Origin of the sequence: Brachybacterium sp. (assembly GCF_052095815.1) — a bacterium.
Lineage (GTDB): Bacteria > Actinomycetota > Actinomycetes > Actinomycetales > Dermabacteraceae > Brachybacterium.
Genome location: NZ_JBQDLF010000061.1, coordinates 1 through 16,793, shown reverse-complemented (window position 1 = coordinate 16,793; position 16,793 = coordinate 1). Strand labels below are relative to the sequence as shown.

Genomic DNA, 16,793 nt, shown 5'->3' with positions numbered 1-16,793 from the left:
GCAGACCACGTGCGGTCTCCATGGGACCTCCTCGGGGGAAGGGCCGGGGCTGCGCGTCCTCGGCAGTGAGGAGAACGTCCCGGCGGGGATCTTTCGGAGACTAGGGCCCCGGATGATGTCCCGCATAGCCCCTTCCCACAGGACAGGGCGTTGCCCAGGAGAGAACACCTGAGCGGGGGAACGCGAACTCGTCGCGGCAGGGACAGCTGGATCTGGTCATCATCCCGCGCCGGCCTCGCGCTCAGCGTGCGGCCTGCGAGTCCATCCAGTGCGCGCAGGTGTCCAGCAGGGCGCGGGCCGCAGCCGGCAATCGGCGGCCGCGGCGCACCATCAGCTCCGCGCGCACGGCCCGGACATGCTCATCGGCGACGTCGAGCAGCACCACGTCGCTGCCAGGCGGGGCGGGGGTGAGGAACACCGGTGGAAGCAGCGACACCGCCTGCCCCTGAGCGACCGCGCCGATCAGCACAGCCTGGGAGTCGGTCTCCAGCACGACGTCGCCCTGGACCCCGTGGACCCTGGTGAACTCGTCGTGCAGGGCGCGCAGGCCGAAGCCGGGCAGCATCACCGCGAACCTTTCCCCCGCGAGCTCCGCAGGGCGCAGCGTCCTGCCTCCCTCGCACCGCCGGGCGAGCGGGTGGTCGGCGGCGCAGGCCAGGCCGAGCGGCTGCGGCAGGGTGCGCACCGTGGTGACCTCGGCGGATGGCGCGGGGTGCAGGGCGATCGCGATGTCGGCGGCATCCGCCGTGAGCGCCTCGACCATCGAATCCGTGCCCCCGGTCCGGACGCGCAGCGTGACCTCGGGATGTGCGGCATGGAAGGGGCCGAGCACCTGGGACCCGATGTCCTCGAGGAATCCGAGCCCGACCGCCAGGGTCACCTCCCCAACCTCGGCGGTCCGGGCGCGGGCCATCTCCTCAGCGAACCCGGTCTCGAGGTCCTGGCGCTCCTGGGCGTGGCGCACCACGACCTGGCCGAGCGTGGTGATCCGCGCCCCGGCGACGTCGCGCTCGAAGAGCACTCCGTCCAGGCGGCGTTCGACCGCCACGATCGTGCGTTGCACGGCCGACGGCGCGAGGCCCAGCTGGCGAGCGGCCCCGCGCAGAGACCCCGAGCGGGCCACCGCGAGGACGCAGCGCAGCTCTCGGTCATCGAGCACCGTGCCGGGTGCTGTCATCTCAGGCTGTCGCGAGCGCCACCGGCTGGCCGGTGCGCACGGACTCCTGGGCGGCGGCGACCACCGCGACGGTGCGCAGCCCCACCTCACCGGTGGGATCCGCCGCCCGGCCCTCGCGCACCGCGCCCAGGAAGGCGTCGAGGAGGAGGGCGTCGGTGTTCGTCCCGTAGGGGAGCCACTGGCCGGGGCCGCCCACGTGCTGGGCGAAGGCGTCGATCTGGAGCTGCCCGCCGGTGCCGAGGGCCTGCAGGCGCAGGCCGCCCCAGGTGGGGGCGTCGGCCGGCTGGGACCAGGAGCAGTCGATGGTCGCGACCACACCCGAGTCATAGGTGAGGGTGACCAGGCCGCCGGTCTCGGCGCCCTCCCCCGCCCGCTCGGCGTACAGGATGCGGTTGGTGACCGCGTGGACGGTCGCGGGAGGGCCGAAGACCGAGTCGAGGATCTCGGCCAGGTGCACCGTGTGGTCCACCATCGCGCCGCCGCCGGCGAGCTCCACATCGGTGAACCAATCGCGGGCCGAGGGCAGCTTGCCGTTGTTGGTGCCGGTGAGTCCGATGACCTCGCCGAGGGTGCCGTCGGCCACCGCGGTGCGCAGCGCCTGGATCGCGGGGGCGAAGTGCACGGGGAAGGCGGTCATCAGCACCACCCCGGCCTCTCGGCATGCCGCGTCCATCGCCTCGGCGTCGGGAACGTTCGTGGCCAGCGGCTTCTCGCACAGCACGTGCACGCCGCGGCGCGCGGCCTCGAGCACCAGGTCCTTGTGGTGGGCGTTGGCACTGGTCACCACGATGGCGTCGGGGCCCTCGGGCCAGGCGGCCCAGGCGTCCTCGTAGGAAGGGACCACGCGCACCCCGCGCACATCGCCGTAGCCGTCGGGATCGGCGACCACCAGGTCCACCTCGGCTCGGTCCCCGAGCTGCGCCGCATAGCTCACGGCATGGGTGTGCGCGCAGCTCATCAGCGCGATCTTCAGCGGGCCAGCAGGGTCGGTGGGGCGTGCGGTCAGCATGTGATGCTCCGTCCGGTGCGCAGGGACTCGAGGGCGGCGCGGGAGACCTCCACGGCGAGGGCGCCGTCGGCCGCATCCACGCGGGTGGGGGCGCCGGTGGTCAGCGCCGTCATGAACTCGACGATCTCGGCCGCGTAGGGGTCGGCCAGGACCGAAACGTCGGGGAGGAAGCCATCGCCGCTGGACTGCCGGGCGGAGGCGACGGCGTCGAAGACGATCCCGGAGTCGCCGGCGCTGTCGTACTGCAGCCGACCTGCGTCCCCGGCGAGATCGAAGGTGTAGCGGAAGGTGGTGCCGGCTGGGCCCCAGAAACCGCGGCAGTGGCTGAGCACGCCCGAGCGGTGGGTGAGGACCACGTGGGCGGTGCGCACCGCGGCGTCGGAGGTGGCGATCGCCTGCTGGGCGTAGACCCGGTCGACGGGGCCGGCCATCCAGAGCGCCTGGTCGATGTCGTGGATCATCTGGTCCATCACGATGCCGCCGGACAGCTCCTCGTCCGCGTACCACTCACGGCTGGGCAGGGAGCCGGTGCGCTCGAAGCGCAGCACGGCGAGGTTCCCCACGGCGCCCGTGTCGATCGCGCGCTTCGCCGCGGCGTACTGCGGGAAGTACCGCACCACGTGCGCCGGGAACAGCCGGCGCCCCGCCTTCTCGGCATGCTCGACCAGGTCGAGCGCCTCCGCGGGATCCAGGGCGAGCGGCTTCTCGCAGATCACGTCCATGCCGGCGTCCAGCGCCGCGCGCACGATCGCCGGATGCTCCGGGGTGGGGGTGCAGACGTCCACGACGTCCACCGCGGCCAGCAGCTCCTCGAGGGTGCCGTGCACGGTCGCACCGGACTCGGCCGCGAACTCCTCGGCGCCAGCGAGGCTGTAGCAGTGCAGGTCGACGCCGAGCTGGGTCCAGCCGGGCCGGTGGGCGCGGGAGATCCCGCCGGTGCCGACGACGCCGACGCGCAAGGGGTCGGCGTGAGCAGAGGTCATCATGGTCAACCTTTCATTCCCGAGTGGGCGAGTCCTTCGACCACACGGCGCTGGAGGAGGAGGAAGAGGATGAGGATCGGCGTCATCGCCAGAAGGCTCGCAGCCATCATCACGGGGTAGTTCGTCATGTGCTGTCCCTGCAGCGTAGCCAGACCCACCGCGAGCGGCATCTGCTCCTCGTAGGTGCTCACCACGAGCGGCCACAGCAGATCATTCCACGAAGCGATCGTGGTGAGAATGGCGACCGAGGCGAGGGCAGGCCCTGACAGCGGGAGCATCACCTTCCAGAAGATCTGCCACTGATTCGCACCGTCGAGCCTCGCCGCCTCCTCGAGCGAGTCCGGCATCGAGATGAAGTGCTGTCGCAGCAGGAAGGTTCCGAACGCGCTGAACAGCCCTGGCATCGCGATGCCCAGCACAGTGTTCAGCAGGTCCATGTTCTGAATGATCGAGTACTGCGGGATCAGGTAGATCTGGCTCGGCACCATCAGGATGGACAGGAGCAGCGCGAAGATGATCCCGCGACCTCGGAACTGCATGCGGGCGAAAGCGTACCCAGCCATCGCGCACAGGATCATCTGCACGACCACCCGCATCACGGTGACCGCTGCCGACACCGAGAACTGACTCGCGAACGGCAGCAGGTCGAAGACGTCGACGTAGTTGTGCCACTGCACGACGTCCGGGAGCAGGGTGGGAGGCACACTCGTCACCTCCGCCTGCGTGGACAGCGACATGATCAGCTGCCACACGAACGGGAAGATCATGATCAACCCGCCGAATGTGAGCACCAGATAGGCGTCGATGTTGCGCGGGCCGCGGGACCTGCGACCTCGCTCCCCGCTCTGCATGCCGCGGGCCTGCACCTGCCCCGTGCTCGGGGACGTGACGGCGGTGTCAGTCATAGTTCACCCACTTCTTCTGGAACTGGAACTGGACCACCGTGATCAGACCGATGATGGCCAGGATGAGCACGGCGATCGCTGAGGCGTACCCCTTGTCGTTCTGACCGAACGCCTGTTCATAGAAGAGGAAGACGAGCGACTGGGTGCGCGACATCGCCGGATTCGTCGGGCCCATCAGCGCGTACAGCAGATCAAAGAGCTGGAAGCCGTTGATCGCCGTGATGATGGTGAGGAAGAAGATGCTGGGCGTGAGCAGCGGCACCGTGAGCGAGAAGAACTGCCGCATGGGGGCTGCGCCGTCCAGTGAGGCGGCCTCGTACAGCTCCGGCGGTATCCCGCGCAGACCCCCGGAGAGGATGATGATCGAGAAGCCGAGCGACGCCCAGAGGCCGACGATGCTGACGGCGGCCAGCGCCCAGCCGGGGCTCGCTATCCAGTACGGGCCCTCGATCCCGATCAGCGACAGGAGATAGTTCAGCATCCCGAAGTCGCTGTTGTAGATCATGCGCCAGACCATCGCGATCGCCGCTGGCATCGCCACGATCGGCATGAAGAACATGACCCGGTAGAACCAGGCGAAGCGCAGGCCGGGCCGGTTCAGCAACGACGCCAGATACACCGAGAGCGGGATCCCCAGCATCACGACTGCGGTGTAGATCAGCGTGTTCAGGACCGCCCGGGGGACCTCGCCGTCCGTCACCAGGTTCCGGTAGTTCTCCAGTCCGATCCACTCAGTGCCGCCGAAGGAGCCGAACTCCGTGAAGGAGTTGTAAAACGTGCTGAGGAGGGGCCAGAAGTAGAAGACAGCGACGCCCGCCATCAGCGGCCCGATGAATACCCAGGCCCAGGCGTCGTCCCGTCTCAGGGCACCGGTGCGCTCACTCCTCATCGGCCAGCGCCTCGTTCATCTTCCCCGCAAGCTCCCTGAGCCCGGCCTCCACGTCCAGCTCCCCGCTCATGATGCGCGGGTAGTAGTCACTCTCGAGACTCAGCCAGGCGTTGGTGTTCTTCGAGATCGGGTAGGGGTGGGCGTCGGCGGCATTGTCGATGAACATCTGGAGGTTGAACTCGGGAACCGACTCGACGTAGGCATCAGCCGTGCCCTCGTACGCCGGGTTCGCCGCGCCTTCCTCGGCCTGGATCACGTTCGCCTGTTCGCCGGAGATGAAGGCCAGGAAGGCCGCAGCCGCCGCCTTGTTCTTGCCGTCGGCAGCCATCGCGTTGCCGATCCCGTGGATGACGTTGGCGAGTTCGGAGCCCTGCGGGAGCGGGGCGGTGCGGATCGACTCCTTCACCGGAGAATCCTTGAAGACCGCGGCGGACCAGTTGCCGGACCAGTACATCGCCGACTTCCCCCCATTGAAGACGTCGGAGGGCTTGTTGTCGGTGAGATAGGCGATCGAGGGGTGAGCCCCGTCCTCGACCAGAGAGCGGGCGAAGGTGAAGGCCTCGATGGCGCTGGGCGAGTCGTATCCGGAGGTGGTGCGGTCCTCGGAGATGATCTCGCCACCGGCCTGGAAGGTCAGGGCGTAGAGGTAGGCCTGGTTCTCGACGCCGTTGCAGCCGCCCCAGATCCCCTCGGAGCCGAGGGCGTCGGTGATACCCCGAGCAGCCTCTGCATAGTCGTCCCAGGTCCAGTTCTCCTCCGGCGTCGCGACCCCGGCCCGCTCGAACAGCTCTTCGTTCCACCACAGGGCAATGGTGTCGAAGTCCTTCGGAGCTGCGAACTGGACGTCTTCGAGGGTGTACAGATCGTTCATCGCCTGGGGGTACTTCGAGGTATCAAGACCCGGAACGCCAGCGAGGTCCTGAAGCTTGCCCTCCGCGGCGTAGAGCTGGAAGTTCGGTCCATTCATCCAGAAGACGTCGGGCAGGTCTCCACCGGTGGCCTGGGTCTGCAGCTTCTCGAAGTACTGCGCGAAGGGGGTCACGCTGATGGCGACCTCGATATTGGGGTACTCCTCGTTGAACGCGGCCACGATCTTCTCCATGGCCGGCTTCTGCGCCTGATCCCAGATGCTGTAGGCGATCTTCGCGGATTCGTCGGCGGGGATCTCCTCCGGGATGTCCCCGCCCCCGCCCTCGCCTCCGCTGCAGGCGGCGAGAACGGTGGCGCCGACGGCGGCGGTGCCGCCGAGGAAGAGGCGTCGGGTGGTACGGGTCATGGGTATCTCCTTGGGGTAAGACCAGCGATCGCTGGAATGTGCTGCCTGGTTGAGAAAGGTATCAGCGACGAATCATCGGAATCAGCGGGTTCGATACTCCGAGGACCCTGATCAGCGCGTCACGAAGTGCCAGAGCCAGAGCGCCGCTCATGGTGAGGTCCGCGCCGTGGCTGGCGGCGATCACCGTCGGCGCGTCCTCGGTCACCGCATAGGCGTGGAAGCGCTCCTCGAGGTCCTGGAGGGCCGGCTCTCCCGTGGTGATCGCTCCGCCGTGGACGATCACCGCTTCGGGGTCGATGGTGTAGCTAAGGAGTGCGAGCACGGTGGCCAACTGGTCGTGCAGCACCGGCAGCCACGAGGCGTCGAGCGTTCCGTCCTCGATGCCTTGTGCGACCTCGAAGTACTCGACCGTCCTGCCGTGTGCGGTGAGCTCAGTCGAGATCGCGCCGCTGCGGGAGAGGATGTCGCCCTCGCCGACCACTCGGTGATGGCCATGCCACAAGGTCCCATCCAGCACGATCGCGGGCCGGTGGAAATCGTGATTGGTCAGATAGACGAAGGAGGAGAGCTCCTGCGCGACGCCGATACGCAGCTCCCCCATCGCTCGGAGGTTCATGTCGTTCTCCACCTGGACGGAGGCCAGGGGGATGATCTCGCCGGCTCGGCGCCCCAGGGGATATCCGGTCAGCTCGGGGACGCCGTTGGACAGGAGCACTTCTCCGTCCTTCGCCACGATGCCCGGAACCCCGATCACCGCATCGAGCACGTCGGCAGGGTCGATGTCGTGCTGCACGAGCAGTGCGGCCACATGCTCGAGGACGAGCCGGGGCACGGAACGATCCTCGTCATGCAGGACCGGCTGTGAAGAAGGTCCGGCGCTGGCGGCCAGGAGCGTGTCATGACTGGTCACGACATCGACGAGAGATCTTCCGGTCAAGCTGGAGACGGTCACACGGGTCTCGGTCCGCCGGATGTCCACGCCCAGGACCATCTGCGGGCCCTCGGTCGGGCCCCAGGTGCGCGCGGGCCGTCCCGACCCCGTGTGTCGCAGTTCGCTCTCGCGCACCAGACCGAGCGAATCGAGCTCGCCCAGTGCACGCTGCACCGTCGGCCGACTCACGCCGGCCATCTCGGAGAGTTCTCCGATGGTGGCGCTGCCGCGGTCGCAGACCTCCTTGAGAATGCAGGTGAGTGCGGTCGCGTACAGGCGCTGAGCCTCGGGCCGCAGCCCTTGATCGCCCGCCTCGACCGGAGCAGTCCGGTCCTGTGGGCGGTCGGCGTCGTCGACCATTCGCTGCACCATGGCAGGCCACACCTTCCACATCGAAGCAGGGACTGGGCACGCGGTCACCGGCTCCTCTGCCCATGCTCCGCATAGTTATGAAACTTGTTTGCAGAAGGTATGCCGCAGATCACCTGCTTGTCAAGCGAGTTCCTGACCGACCGCAGAAGCCTGCTGCCGTCGACGCGGGTCACACCCTGGTTGAACACGTGTGACGCGCCGGAATCACAGCTCGATCCCGTGGGAGACCACGGTGCGGGCGACGGTGTCGAACAGCCCGCCCCACGCTGTTCATCTCCGCGTCGATCGGCAAGGCCCCGATCCTGGAGACCGCGCGAGCGCTGCTGCCCTTCTACGGGCTGGGGCTGATCGTGGTGCTCCTGGTGGCGTTCGCGCCGGGGCCGCTGTTCATTGTCTGACCGTTCTTTCCCTGGCTGATCCTTCCCTGGCTGTCCGTTCCCTGGCTGTTCTTTCCCTGGCTGTCCATCGCCAGACGCCAGGAGCGTCCATCCCCTCTCAGCTGTCGCCACGAACCCCTCGTCACGACAGCTGAGAGGGGATCGATGCGTTTCGGGCCCGTGCGAGCTGGCCTCACCGCAGCAGCGCCAGCTCGGCGGCGTCAGCTCAGGCCAGCTGCACGTCCAGCACCACAGCGGGCTGTCCCGATCCCACCTGCACGATCAGAGGCCGATGACCTGGCCGATCCCCCGCAGCAGAGTTGCAATGGATCCGAGCAGGACGACTCCGACCGCCACCCGCCGAGCAGTTCTCGCCGACACCTTCTTGACCACGACCCCGCCGATCAGCACCCCGAACGGAACGGAGCCGATGGCGGCCACCATCAGCGGCCAGGGCGGGGGTTCCGCTGATCCGCTGGCCCCCACCACCAGCTTCGAGATCACTGAGATCAGGCCCATGGTCAGGAAGATCGGCTGCAGCGTCGCGGCGAAGGAACGCTGGTCCCAGCGGGTCACATGCGCATAGGCGAGCATTGCCGCGGCGGCCACCCCGACGGCGGTGTTCAGGAAGCCGCCGAGCGCCCCGGCGAGGAGCCCGGCAGGCGTGGCCGGCATTGCGGCCTCGCGACCGCGCAGCAGCGGGGTGACGGCGAGGGAGGCCAGGAGCGTGACTCCGATGATCACCTCCAGCCAGCCCGATTCGACCGAGTGCACCAGCACAGCAGCCGGGACGGCACCCACCACGATGGCGGGCGCGACACGGAGATAGCGACCCCAGTCGATGTCGGCGCGCACAGCGAAAGTCAGGAATGCCGCCGAGACCACGGTCGTCATGTTCGTCAGCAGGATCCCGGTCACCGGGCCGATCGCCAGCACCAGCGCCGGTGACAGCACCAGGCCCGTGCCCATGCCGCTGGTGCGCTGGAGGGTGACGCCGAGGAGCACCGCGCCGATCACGACCAGGAGGGCCAGCTCGATCTGCACTGTCGCCTCCTGACCTCGTCGCGACGCAGGCGCTGCGCCACCGGTCTCACGATACGGGGCGACAGTTCAGCCGGCGCTCTCCTCCACCGCGGCGACGAGATCCGCGGCGAGCCGCTCGGCGGCCTCCTCGTCGAGGTCGTGCACGGTCAGCCGCAGGTGGTGGGAGGGTTCCGCGCCGGGCGCGAGCTGGAAGTCGTCTCCGGTGCGCACCAGCCACCCTCGTCGCATGAGCCGCTCGGCGACGACTCGGGCGGGCACGGGCACGGGGGCCCACAGGCTCATCCCGTCCCCCGCCTCCACCGGCAGGCCCTGCGCCGTGAGCCGGGCGGCGAAGGCGGTGTTCTGCGCGGCGTAGTGGGCCCCGGCCCGGTCGATGAGCGCGAGCGCGGCGGGGTCGGTCAGCACGGCGTGCGTGATCCGCTGCAGCAGATGGCTGACCCAAGTGGTGCCGGGGCTGAGCCGCTGGGCGAGTCGGCCTGCGGTCTCGGGGTCGGTCGCGGTGACGGCCAGGCACATGTCGGGGCCGGCGAACTTCGAGACCGAGCGCAGCAGCGCCCAGCGCCGATGCGCGGGGCCGACGATCGAGTGGAAGGGCTGATGGGAGAGGAGCGAGTAGTAGTCATCCTGGATGACCAGCACGTACGGGTGCGCGGCGAGGACCTCGCGCAGCTCGGCGGCGCGACGCTCGCTGAGCGAGGCCCCGGTGGGGTTCTGGGCGCGCGGGGTGCACACGACCGCCCGCACCCCTTGCTCAAGCGCAGCCCGGAGGCCGTCGGCGGTCATCCCCTCGGCGTCGACCGGGACCGGAACGGCCCGGTAGCCTCCGTGCCGGGCGATCTGGATGCTGGCGAGGAAGCAGGGATCCTCGAGCGCCACGGCGTCGTCCCGCATCAGGGCCTGGGCGAGCAGCCGCTCGACAGCGTCGACGGCACCGCTGGTCAGGGTCAGATGCAGGTCCGTGGGTTCCGCGGGGGCGTCGGGGCTCATCCATTCCTTGGCCCACTGCTCGAGACCGGGGTCGATCACGGGCTCTCCGTAGAGCACGGGGCGTCCGGCCGCGGCGGTCAGGGCCGGGCCGAGGTCCGGGATCAAGCGCGGATCGGGGTTCCCGGTGGCGACGTCCCGGAGAGACCCGGCAGCGGCGAAGCCCTCCTGCGCGACGGCCTGCCGCTGCGCGACTCGGGTGCCGGCGCGGCCCAGGGAGACGACGACCCCGGAGCGGGCGAGCGTGCGATAGGCGGCCACGGCGGTGTTGCGGTTGATCCCGAGCTGCTCGGCCAGGGCGCGCACCGGGGGCAGGCTCTGCCCGGGGACCAACTCGCCGCGGTCCACGAGGGCCCGCACGCTGTCGGCGATCTCCGCTGCGGTCCCGCCGCTGATCACCACGTCGCTGTCCGTGCTCACCCTGCGAGTCTAGGCGGGCCCCGTCGATCCCGGGCCACTCCCCGGACCTGTCCTCGCACTTCGACCTGGGCCGTGCTACGTTTTGGCCTAGGCCAATGTGGTGCAGGGAGGGTCGACGTGCTGGATGCCGTCGGCCCGCGCCGCGAGAGCGACTGAGGACATCCCATGAACACCGCTGCATCCACCCACTCCCCCACCACCGGCACCGGCACCGTCAAGCGCGGCCTGGCCGACATGATGAAGGGCGGCGTCATCATGGACGTCGTCACCGCCGAGCAGGCGAAGATCGCCGAGGACGCCGGCGCGGTCGCGGTCATGGCCCTCGAGCGGGTCCCCGCGGACATCCGCGCCCAGGGTGGGGTCTCCCGCATGAGCGACCCCGACATGATCGACAGCATCATCGAGACGGTGTCGATCCCGGTGATGGCCAAGGCCCGCATCGGCCACTTCGTCGAGGCGCAGATCCTCCAGGAGCTCGGCGTGGACTACATCGACGAGTCCGAGGTGCTCTCCCCCGCCGACTACCTCCACCACATCGACAAGCACCGCTTCACCGTGCCCTTCGTGTGCGGCGCGACGAACCTCGGCGAGGCCCTGCGCCGCATCACCGAGGGCGCGGCGATGATCCGCTCCAAGGGCGAGGCCGGCACGGGTGACGTCTCCGAGGCCACCAAGCACATCCGCACCATCTCCTCCGAGATCCGCGCGCTCGCGGCGAAGAGCGAGGACGAGCTCTACCTCGCTGCGAAGGACCTCCAGGCTCCGTACGAGCTGGTCAAGGAGGTCGCCGAGACCGGCGCCCTGCCCGTGGTGCTGTTCGTCGCGGGCGGCGTGGCCACTCCGGCGGATGCCGCGATGATGATGCAGCTGGGGGCCGACGGGGTGTTCGTCGGCTCCGGGATCTTCAAGTCCGGCAACCCGGCCCAGCGTGCCGCGGCGATCGTCAAGGCCACCACCTTCTACGACGACCCCTCCGTGATCGCGGAGGTCTCGCGCGGGCTCGGTGAGGCGATGGTGGGCATCAACGTCGCCGACCTTCCCGCTCCGCACCGCCTGGCCGAGCGCGGCTGGTGACCAGCGCCCCCGCACCGTCGCCAACTGCGGAAATGGCTGCCGTCGCGGACGGGGGGCCCGCGGAGTCGCCCGCGCTGCGGATCGGCATCCTCGCCCTGCAGGGCGACGTCCGTGAGCATGAGCGCGCGCTCGTGACCCTCGGTGCCACGACGGTGCGGGTGCGCCGGCCTGCGGATCTCGTCGACCTCGACGGACTGGTGCTGCCCGGTGGCGAGTCGAGCGTGATCGACAAGCTGTCGCGAGCCTTCGGGCTGCGAGAGCCCCTGCAGGCGGGGATCGCTGCCGGCCTCCCGGTCTACGGCACGTGCGCCGGAATGATCCTGCTGGCGGAGGAGCTGGAGGATGCCATCGCGGGTCAGCAGACCTTCGGCGGGCTCGACATCACCGTGCGCCGCAATGCCTTCGGCCGGCAGCAGGAGTCCTTCGTGGCGGCACTGCCCCTCGCCATGCTCGGCGAGGAGCCGGTCGCAGCGACCTTCATCCGTGCCCCGGAAGTAGTCCGGGCGGGCCCGGAGGTCGAGGTGCTCGCGCGCCTCGAGGACGGGCGCATCGTGGCTGTCCGGCAGGGGAATCTGCTGGCCACGGCCTTCCACCCGGAGATCTCCGGGGAGCTGCGCCTCCACGCCCTGCTGCTGGAGAGCGCCGCCGCACGACGGACGACGACGCCTTGAGCTGCCTGACGCCTCGGCCGAGCTAGGGTGCTGGCGAGCTAGGGGGCGGGCCTCAGCAGCGGCGCGATCTCTCGGCCCCACGCCTCGACGGCGGGCAGGTCACGGAAGTCGCCCGTCGGCGTGCGCATCGACTTCAGCAGCAGCCGCTCATGCATGGGGATCCGGTCCATCAGCACCCAGCCGGGGAAGTTCTTCACCGCGACCGGGGTGACCCGGAGCTTCTCGAGGAAGGTGTCGGTCGCCTTCTGCTTTCCGCCCTTGGCCGGGTCGGCGGCCGAGCCGGAGCAGGAGAAGAACGCGAAGGGGTGCTGGCCGAGCGCCTGCGCATGGTGCTGCGCCCACGTGGCCGCGTGCTTCTCGATCGCCTCGACTCGTACCCCTGAGCCGAGCACCACGGCGTCGTAGCCGGTGGGATCGGGCGAGTCCGCGATATCGGTGAGGTCCACCTCGAGCCCGGTGGCGCGCAGTGCGGCGGTGAGAGTCTCGGCGAGGGTGCGGGTGGCTCCGGAGTGGGTCGCGTAGGCGACGAGCACGGTCATGGGGCCCATCCTGTCAGTCACTCTCCCGTTGCGCTCGGGACCGAGGTCTCATGGTCCTCGCGCGGGCCCTTCCGAACAGCTCCGCTGATGGTCCCGTTTTCCGGACGGATGCCGACGAAGTCCCCGGTCAGCAGCAGATCACGATCCAGCTGTCATGACCGTCCGGTCACTGGATCCCGCCCCGAGATAGGCAGACAATCGCGGCATACGGCCCGGCCGCCGTGGCCCCGGCCGCCTCCTCGAGGAGCCAGCCATGAAGAAGAGAGTCCTATCCGTCCTCGCGGCGTGCGCGCTGCTGCTCGGCCTGGGGATGTTCGCCCCGGCCACCGCCACCGCCGCCCCCTACTGCGGCATCACCTGGGGCTCGCTCCCGGAGTCCGCCGGCGGGATGTCCTCGGCCCAGATCAAGAACCTCCGCTCCGGCCGGCACACCTGCTTCGACAGGCTCGTGGTCGACCTCAAGGGCGATGTCTCGGGGTACTCGGTGGAGTACGTCAACCGCGTCTCCGCGCTGGGCTCCGGTTTCACCGTTCCGCTCAGCGGCGCCGCTGACCTGGAGGTCCTGGTCTACGCCCCCGCCCATGACGCCGACTACCGGGCGACCTACGCCCCGCGCAATCGCTCGCAGGCCGTGAATGTCGACGGCTACCGCACCTTCCGCCAGGTCGCCTTCAGCGGCACCTTCGAGGGACAGACCCTGATCGGGCTCGGCGTGCGCGCCCGGCTCCCGATGAGGACGTTCGTGCTCGACGGCCCCGGTGACGGATCCCGCCTGGTGATCGATGTAGCCCATCGCTGGTGAGAACCCCTCTGACCGGGAACTCTTGGGACCGGTGGTCCTCCTCCGTGCAGGGGAGGACCGCCGGTCCTCCGCTGCGCGGATGGGTCCGTCGGCGCCACTGCCAGCGACACCGAGGTGGCCCGTCGGCCGGGCGTTCAGCAGCGTTTCCGACAGCGTCAGCGGATCAGCCGACGCTCCCTGGCCACGCGCAGCGCGGAGGTGCGGCTGTCCACGCCGAGTTTGTCGTAGAGATGGACCAGGTGGGTCTTCACTGTCGACTCGGAGATGAACAGGGCCTTCGCCGCCTCGCGATTTGTCGCGCCGGTGGCGAGCACCTCGAGGATCTCGGTCTCGCGCGGCGAGAGGGCGGTGGCGGGGTTGGTCATCCGGGCGACCAGCCGCTGCTGCACTTCCGGGGAGAGGATGCTGCGCCCGGCTGCGGCTTCGCCGACGGCGGCGATCAGCGCCTCGGTGGGAGAGTCCTTGAGCACGTAGCCGGTGGCGCCAGCCTCGAGGGCGCCGACGATGTCGGCCTCCGCATCGAAGGTGGTCACGGCGAGGACCTGCACCTCGCGGTGCCGGGCGCGCAGGGTGCGGGTGGTCTCGATGCCGCCGATCCCGTCACCGAGGTTCAGGTCCATCAGCACCAGGTCCGGCGCGCCTGCGGGAGAGGCGGCGAGCTCGTCGAGCACCCGCAGGGCCTCGGTCCCGGAGCCGACCTCGGCGACCACCTCGATCCCCTCGTCGGCCTCGAGCAGGGCGCGCAGCCCGGCCCTGACCACGGGATGGTCATCGACCATCATGATGCGGATGCTCATGCGCCTGGCTCCTCGGTGTGGTGCGACTCAGTCGGGTGCGAAGGGGTGGGGTGCGAAGGGGTGGGGTTCGATCGGGTGGCCGTCGATCGGGCCGGGCCCGACGAGTCCGAGGCTGGGGTCGACCGGACTGCGGCCAGCGGGGCGCGCGTCGGCAGGGTGAGGCCGACGGTGGTGCCCTCCCCGGGCGCCGATTCGATCGCTATCGCGCCGCCGGCGCGCTCCATCCGAGCGCGCAGCAGACGCAGCCCGTCACCGCCCTCGCCCTCGCCGCGGCGGGTGGCGGCGGAGGAGTCGAAGCCACGGCCGTCGTCGACTACGTCCAGGCTCACCCGGTCCGGCCACCAGGCCAGGGTGAGCACACAGCGCTGCGCCTCGGCGTGCCGCTGCACATTGGCGACGAGCGACTGGGCGGCGCGGTGGAGGGTCTCGACCTGTGCCGGATCCAGCTCGCGCGGGGTGCCGTCGATGCGCAGCTCCCAACGGGGCTGCTCCCCCAGGACCCCGAGCGCCTCGGCCCGGGAGATCACGGTGCGCAGCGCCTGTTCGAGGGTGGTCTGCGGGGCGCGATCGGCGAGATCCCGCACCAGGCGGCGGGCATCGGCGAGGTTCTCGCGGGCGGTGTCCTCGATGCGGCCGAACTCGGAGGCGGCCGACGGGTGGGCGCTGCGGGCGCCACGACTGAGCATGACGATCGAGTTCAGCCCCTGGGCGAGGCTGTCGTGGATGTCCTGGGCGAGGCGCTGACGCTCCTCGGCGATGCCTTTGCGCCGCTCGGAGTCGGCCAGCTCTGCCTGCGCGGCTCGCAGCTGGACGACGAGCTCCCGATTGCGGTCGGACTCCAGCAGGAGACGCCGGTAGACGGCATGCGCGATCAGCGAGAACGCGGCCCCGACCAGCGGGCCGAGGATCTCCCCGACACCCAGGGACCACTGCTCGCGAGCGATCACGGGGGCGACCACCGCCCACAGCGCGACCGCCCACAGCACCAGCGGTCCGGCGATGCGGCCCAGGGAGAACAGGACCAGGAAGAACAGGGGGAAGGCGACCCATACGAAGGCCGCGGAGACGAAGGTGCTGCCCATCCAGGCCGCACTGAGGGTGAGGACCCAGCCGCGCGAGGGCAGCAGCAGGTCGGTGCGGGAGGAGCGTCCCGCCGCCCCGCGGGCCAGGGCTCGCTGAGAGCCGAGCAGGTAGATCGCGGCGATCACGACGGCGGCGAGGATCGCCGGAGCCGGAGTCACCGCTTCTGCAGTGATGGCGCGCAGCGCGCCGACGCTCGGCAGCACCAGGAAGGCCACGTGCATCGCGCCGCGCAGGGTGGCGGCGAGGGCGGAGGCGGTGTCGCCCTCCGCGACCGCTCGGCCGACGGCAACGGCAGGGGCCGGGGCCGGGGCCGGGACTGACGCCGCCGCATGGGGCACTTCCGGAGAGGGGGCACGATCGACATCCACCCCGTCACTGTAGAGGGGGCGACAGCGCCGCCACATCGTCCGAAAGGTCCGCTGCGGTGCGAGCCGACGGGGCGGCGCCGCCTGCGCCGGCCGAGTCTGCTATCGGCGCGGCCGGTCAGGATCGCCGGGTGTCGTCGGCGCGGGGCGTGCGGTGGACCTGCGCACCAGCAGGACGCTCCCGACCACCACCGCGACCAGGGCCACCGCTGCGATCGCCAGCACCACGAGGATGGCCAGGACGAAGAAGATGCCGAGGACGGAGACGTCCATGGGGACCTCCTCTGCCGTGTTCTGCTGTCGCGGGAACGCCCGCCTCCCGAGGCTCCAGGATACGTCCGTGCCTGCGACAGATCACCGCCACAGCTGACCCGCAGGCCGCCCCGTCAAAGGGCAGCGGCCGGTTCCTCCGTAGAGGAACCGGCCGCTGTCACCCGGGGCGCGGACCGGTGAGGGCCCGCGCAACGGGGTGGATCAGACGCTCAGTCGGATCATGCGCCGGGGCGGGTCAGGCGCCGGAGCGGATCAGGCCTTGGGGATGACCAGTCCGGAGGCGTTGCTCGTCGCGTTCTCGAACCGCGCCTGAACATCCGCCCAGTTCACGATGTTCCAGACCGCCTTGACGTACTCCGCCTTCACGTTCTGGTAATCCAGGTAGAACGCGTGCTCCCACATATCCAGCTGGAACAGCGGGATCGTCGCGACCGGCACACCGTTCTGCTGATCGTAGAACTGCTCGATCACCAGGTTCCCACCGAGCGGCTCATACGCCAGCACAGCCCACCCCGAGCCCTGGATGCCCAGCGCCGCCGCGGTGAAGTGCGCACGGAACGCATCGAACGAGCCGAAGAACTCATCGATCGCCTGCGCGAGCTCACCGGTGGGCTTGTCGCCACCCTCGGGCGAGAGGTTCTTCCAGAAGATCGAGTGGTTCGTGTGACCACCGAGGTTGAACGCGAGGTCCTTCGAGAACTGGTTCACGGTCCCGAAATCATTCGCATCACGGGCCGCAGCGAGCTTCTCCAGCGCCGTGTTCGCGCCCTTGACGTAGGTCGCGTGGTGCTTGGAGTGGTGCAGCTCCATGATCCTGCCCGA

Annotated in this window: 17 protein-coding genes; 3 read left to right on the top strand and 14 right to left on the bottom strand. The window is 69.7% G+C overall.

The window, feature by feature from the left end:
- Positions 1 to 241: 241 nt before the first annotated feature.
- From ACTH43_RS16875 to ACTH43_RS16835, 9 genes are all read right to left on the bottom strand, one after another.
- Positions 242 to 1,177 carry a LysR family transcriptional regulator gene (locus ACTH43_RS16875; RefSeq protein WP_441446057.1) on the bottom strand — a complete coding sequence of 312 codons (936 nt, stop codon included), beginning with the start codon at positions 1,175 to 1,177 and terminating at the stop codon, positions 242 to 244.
- Position 1,178: 1 nt separating this feature from the next.
- Complete coding sequence (locus ACTH43_RS16870; RefSeq protein WP_441446056.1) at positions 1,179 to 2,186, bottom strand: Gfo/Idh/MocA family protein; 1,008 nt, start codon at positions 2,184 to 2,186, stop codon at positions 1,179 to 1,181.
- Positions 2,180 to 3,172: a Gfo/Idh/MocA family protein gene (locus ACTH43_RS16865; protein WP_441446055.1), complete on the bottom strand. Its 993-nt coding sequence runs from the start codon at positions 3,170 to 3,172 to the stop codon at positions 2,180 to 2,182. The genes ACTH43_RS16870 and ACTH43_RS16865 overlap by 7 nt, the downstream gene beginning before the upstream one ends.
- Positions 3,173 to 3,174: 2 nt before the next feature.
- Positions 3,175 to 4,074: a carbohydrate ABC transporter permease gene (locus ACTH43_RS16860; RefSeq protein WP_441446054.1), complete on the bottom strand. Its 900-nt coding sequence runs from the start codon at positions 4,072 to 4,074 to the stop codon at positions 3,175 to 3,177.
- The gene (locus ACTH43_RS16855) at positions 4,067 to 4,963 is read right to left on the bottom strand and encodes a carbohydrate ABC transporter permease (RefSeq protein WP_441446053.1); all 897 of its coding nucleotides are present in this window, start codon (positions 4,961 to 4,963) and stop codon (positions 4,067 to 4,069) included. The genes ACTH43_RS16860 and ACTH43_RS16855 overlap by 8 nt, the downstream gene beginning before the upstream one ends.
- Positions 4,953 to 6,239 (bottom strand): ABC transporter substrate-binding protein, encoded by a 1,287-nt coding sequence (locus ACTH43_RS16850; RefSeq protein WP_441446052.1) that lies wholly within the window; start codon positions 6,237 to 6,239, stop codon positions 4,953 to 4,955. Before ACTH43_RS16850 ends, ACTH43_RS16855 begins: the two co-directional genes overlap by 11 nt.
- 61 nt (positions 6,240 to 6,300) lie before the next feature.
- A complete protein-coding gene (locus ACTH43_RS16845; protein WP_441446051.1) occupies positions 6,301 to 7,542 on the bottom strand; it encodes an ROK family protein in 1,242 nt (413 codons plus the stop codon).
- A 659-nt stretch (positions 7,543 to 8,201) separates the two neighbouring features.
- On the bottom strand, positions 8,202 to 8,963 hold the full coding sequence (locus ACTH43_RS16840; RefSeq protein ID WP_441446050.1) for a TSUP family transporter: 762 nt from the start codon (positions 8,961 to 8,963) through the stop codon (positions 8,202 to 8,204).
- A 66-nt stretch (positions 8,964 to 9,029) separates the two neighbouring features.
- Positions 9,030 to 10,367, bottom strand: coding sequence for an aminotransferase class I/II-fold pyridoxal phosphate-dependent enzyme (locus tag ACTH43_RS16835; RefSeq protein WP_441446049.1), 1,338 nt, complete (start codon positions 10,365 to 10,367; stop codon positions 9,030 to 9,032).
- Positions 10,368 to 10,532: 165 nt separating this feature from the next.
- Between ACTH43_RS16835 and pdxS the strand changes: the two genes are divergently transcribed.
- Both pdxS and pdxT read left to right on the top strand, forming a co-directional pair.
- Positions 10,533 to 11,441: a pyridoxal 5'-phosphate synthase lyase subunit PdxS gene (gene pdxS / locus ACTH43_RS16830; protein ID WP_441446048.1), complete on the top strand. Its 909-nt coding sequence runs from the start codon at positions 10,533 to 10,535 to the stop codon at positions 11,439 to 11,441.
- A gap of 32 nt (positions 11,442 to 11,473) precedes the next feature.
- The gene (pdxT, locus tag ACTH43_RS16825; protein WP_441446047.1) at positions 11,474 to 12,112 is read left to right on the top strand and encodes a pyridoxal 5'-phosphate synthase glutaminase subunit PdxT; all 639 of its coding nucleotides are present in this window, start codon (positions 11,474 to 11,476) and stop codon (positions 12,110 to 12,112) included.
- A gap of 38 nt (positions 12,113 to 12,150) precedes the next feature.
- Here pdxT and ACTH43_RS16820 read toward each other — a convergent pair whose 3' ends face one another.
- Positions 12,151 to 12,651, bottom strand: coding sequence for a flavodoxin domain-containing protein (locus tag ACTH43_RS16820; protein WP_441446046.1), 501 nt, complete (start codon positions 12,649 to 12,651; stop codon positions 12,151 to 12,153).
- A 253-nt stretch (positions 12,652 to 12,904) separates the two neighbouring features.
- Here ACTH43_RS16820 and ACTH43_RS16815 point away from each other — a divergent pair, with 253 nt between their 5' ends.
- Entirely contained in the window at positions 12,905 to 13,453 is a 549-nt protein-coding gene (locus tag ACTH43_RS16815) for an AMIN-like domain-containing (lipo)protein (protein ID WP_441446045.1), read from the top strand.
- Between the two features lie 155 nt (positions 13,454 to 13,608).
- On the opposite strand, the gene ACTH43_RS16810 is transcribed toward ACTH43_RS16815, so the two are convergent.
- The 4 genes from ACTH43_RS16810 to ACTH43_RS16795 all read right to left on the bottom strand — a co-directional run.
- Positions 13,609 to 14,250 carry a response regulator gene (locus ACTH43_RS16810; RefSeq protein WP_441446044.1) on the bottom strand — a complete coding sequence of 214 codons (642 nt, stop codon included), beginning with the start codon at positions 14,248 to 14,250 and terminating at the stop codon, positions 13,609 to 13,611.
- Positions 14,247 to 15,701, bottom strand: coding sequence for a histidine kinase (locus ACTH43_RS16805; RefSeq protein WP_441446043.1), 1,455 nt, complete (start codon positions 15,699 to 15,701; stop codon positions 14,247 to 14,249). The genes ACTH43_RS16810 and ACTH43_RS16805 overlap by 4 nt, the downstream gene beginning before the upstream one ends.
- A gap of 99 nt (positions 15,702 to 15,800) precedes the next feature.
- Positions 15,801 to 15,971 carry a hypothetical protein gene (locus ACTH43_RS16800; protein ID WP_441446042.1) on the bottom strand — a complete coding sequence of 57 codons (171 nt, stop codon included), beginning with the start codon at positions 15,969 to 15,971 and terminating at the stop codon, positions 15,801 to 15,803.
- A gap of 252 nt (positions 15,972 to 16,223) precedes the next feature.
- A partial coding sequence (locus ACTH43_RS16795; protein WP_441446041.1) for a superoxide dismutase occupies positions 16,224 to 16,793 on the bottom strand: 570 nt, incomplete at its 5' end.

Coding starts and splice junctions, on each gene's coding strand:
- ACTH43_RS16865 (WP_441446055.1), bottom strand. CDS start 3,172: ATGATGACCTCTGCTCACGCCGACCCCTTGCGCGTCGGCGTCGTCGGC.
- ACTH43_RS16855 (WP_441446053.1), bottom strand. CDS start 4,963: ATGAGGAGTGAGCGCACCGGTGCCCTGAGACGGGACGACGCCTGGGCC.
- ACTH43_RS16870 (WP_441446056.1), bottom strand. CDS start 2,186: ATGCTGACCGCACGCCCCACCGACCCTGCTGGCCCGCTGAAGATCGCG.
- ACTH43_RS16815 (WP_441446045.1), top strand. CDS start 12,905: ATGAAGAAGAGAGTCCTATCCGTCCTCGCGGCGTGCGCGCTGCTGCTC.
- ACTH43_RS16875 (WP_441446057.1), bottom strand. CDS start 1,177: ATGACAGCACCCGGCACGGTGCTCGATGACCGAGAGCTGCGCTGCGTC.
- ACTH43_RS16820 (WP_441446046.1), bottom strand. CDS start 12,651: ATGACCGTGCTCGTCGCCTACGCGACCCACTCCGGAGCCACCCGCACC.
- ACTH43_RS16860 (WP_441446054.1), bottom strand. CDS start 4,074: ATGACTGACACCGCCGTCACGTCCCCGAGCACGGGGCAGGTGCAGGCC.
- ACTH43_RS16800 (WP_441446042.1), bottom strand. CDS start 15,971: ATGGACGTCTCCGTCCTCGGCATCTTCTTCGTCCTGGCCATCCTCGTG.
- ACTH43_RS16850 (WP_441446052.1), bottom strand. CDS start 6,239: ATGACCCGTACCACCCGACGCCTCTTCCTCGGCGGCACCGCCGCCGTC.
- ACTH43_RS16845 (WP_441446051.1), bottom strand. CDS start 7,542: ATGGTGCAGCGAATGGTCGACGACGCCGACCGCCCACAGGACCGGACT.
- ACTH43_RS16810 (WP_441446044.1), bottom strand. CDS start 14,250: ATGAGCATCCGCATCATGATGGTCGATGACCATCCCGTGGTCAGGGCC.
- pdxS (WP_441446048.1), top strand. CDS start 10,533: ATGAACACCGCTGCATCCACCCACTCCCCCACCACCGGCACCGGCACC.
- pdxT (WP_441446047.1), top strand. CDS start 11,474: ATGGCTGCCGTCGCGGACGGGGGGCCCGCGGAGTCGCCCGCGCTGCGG.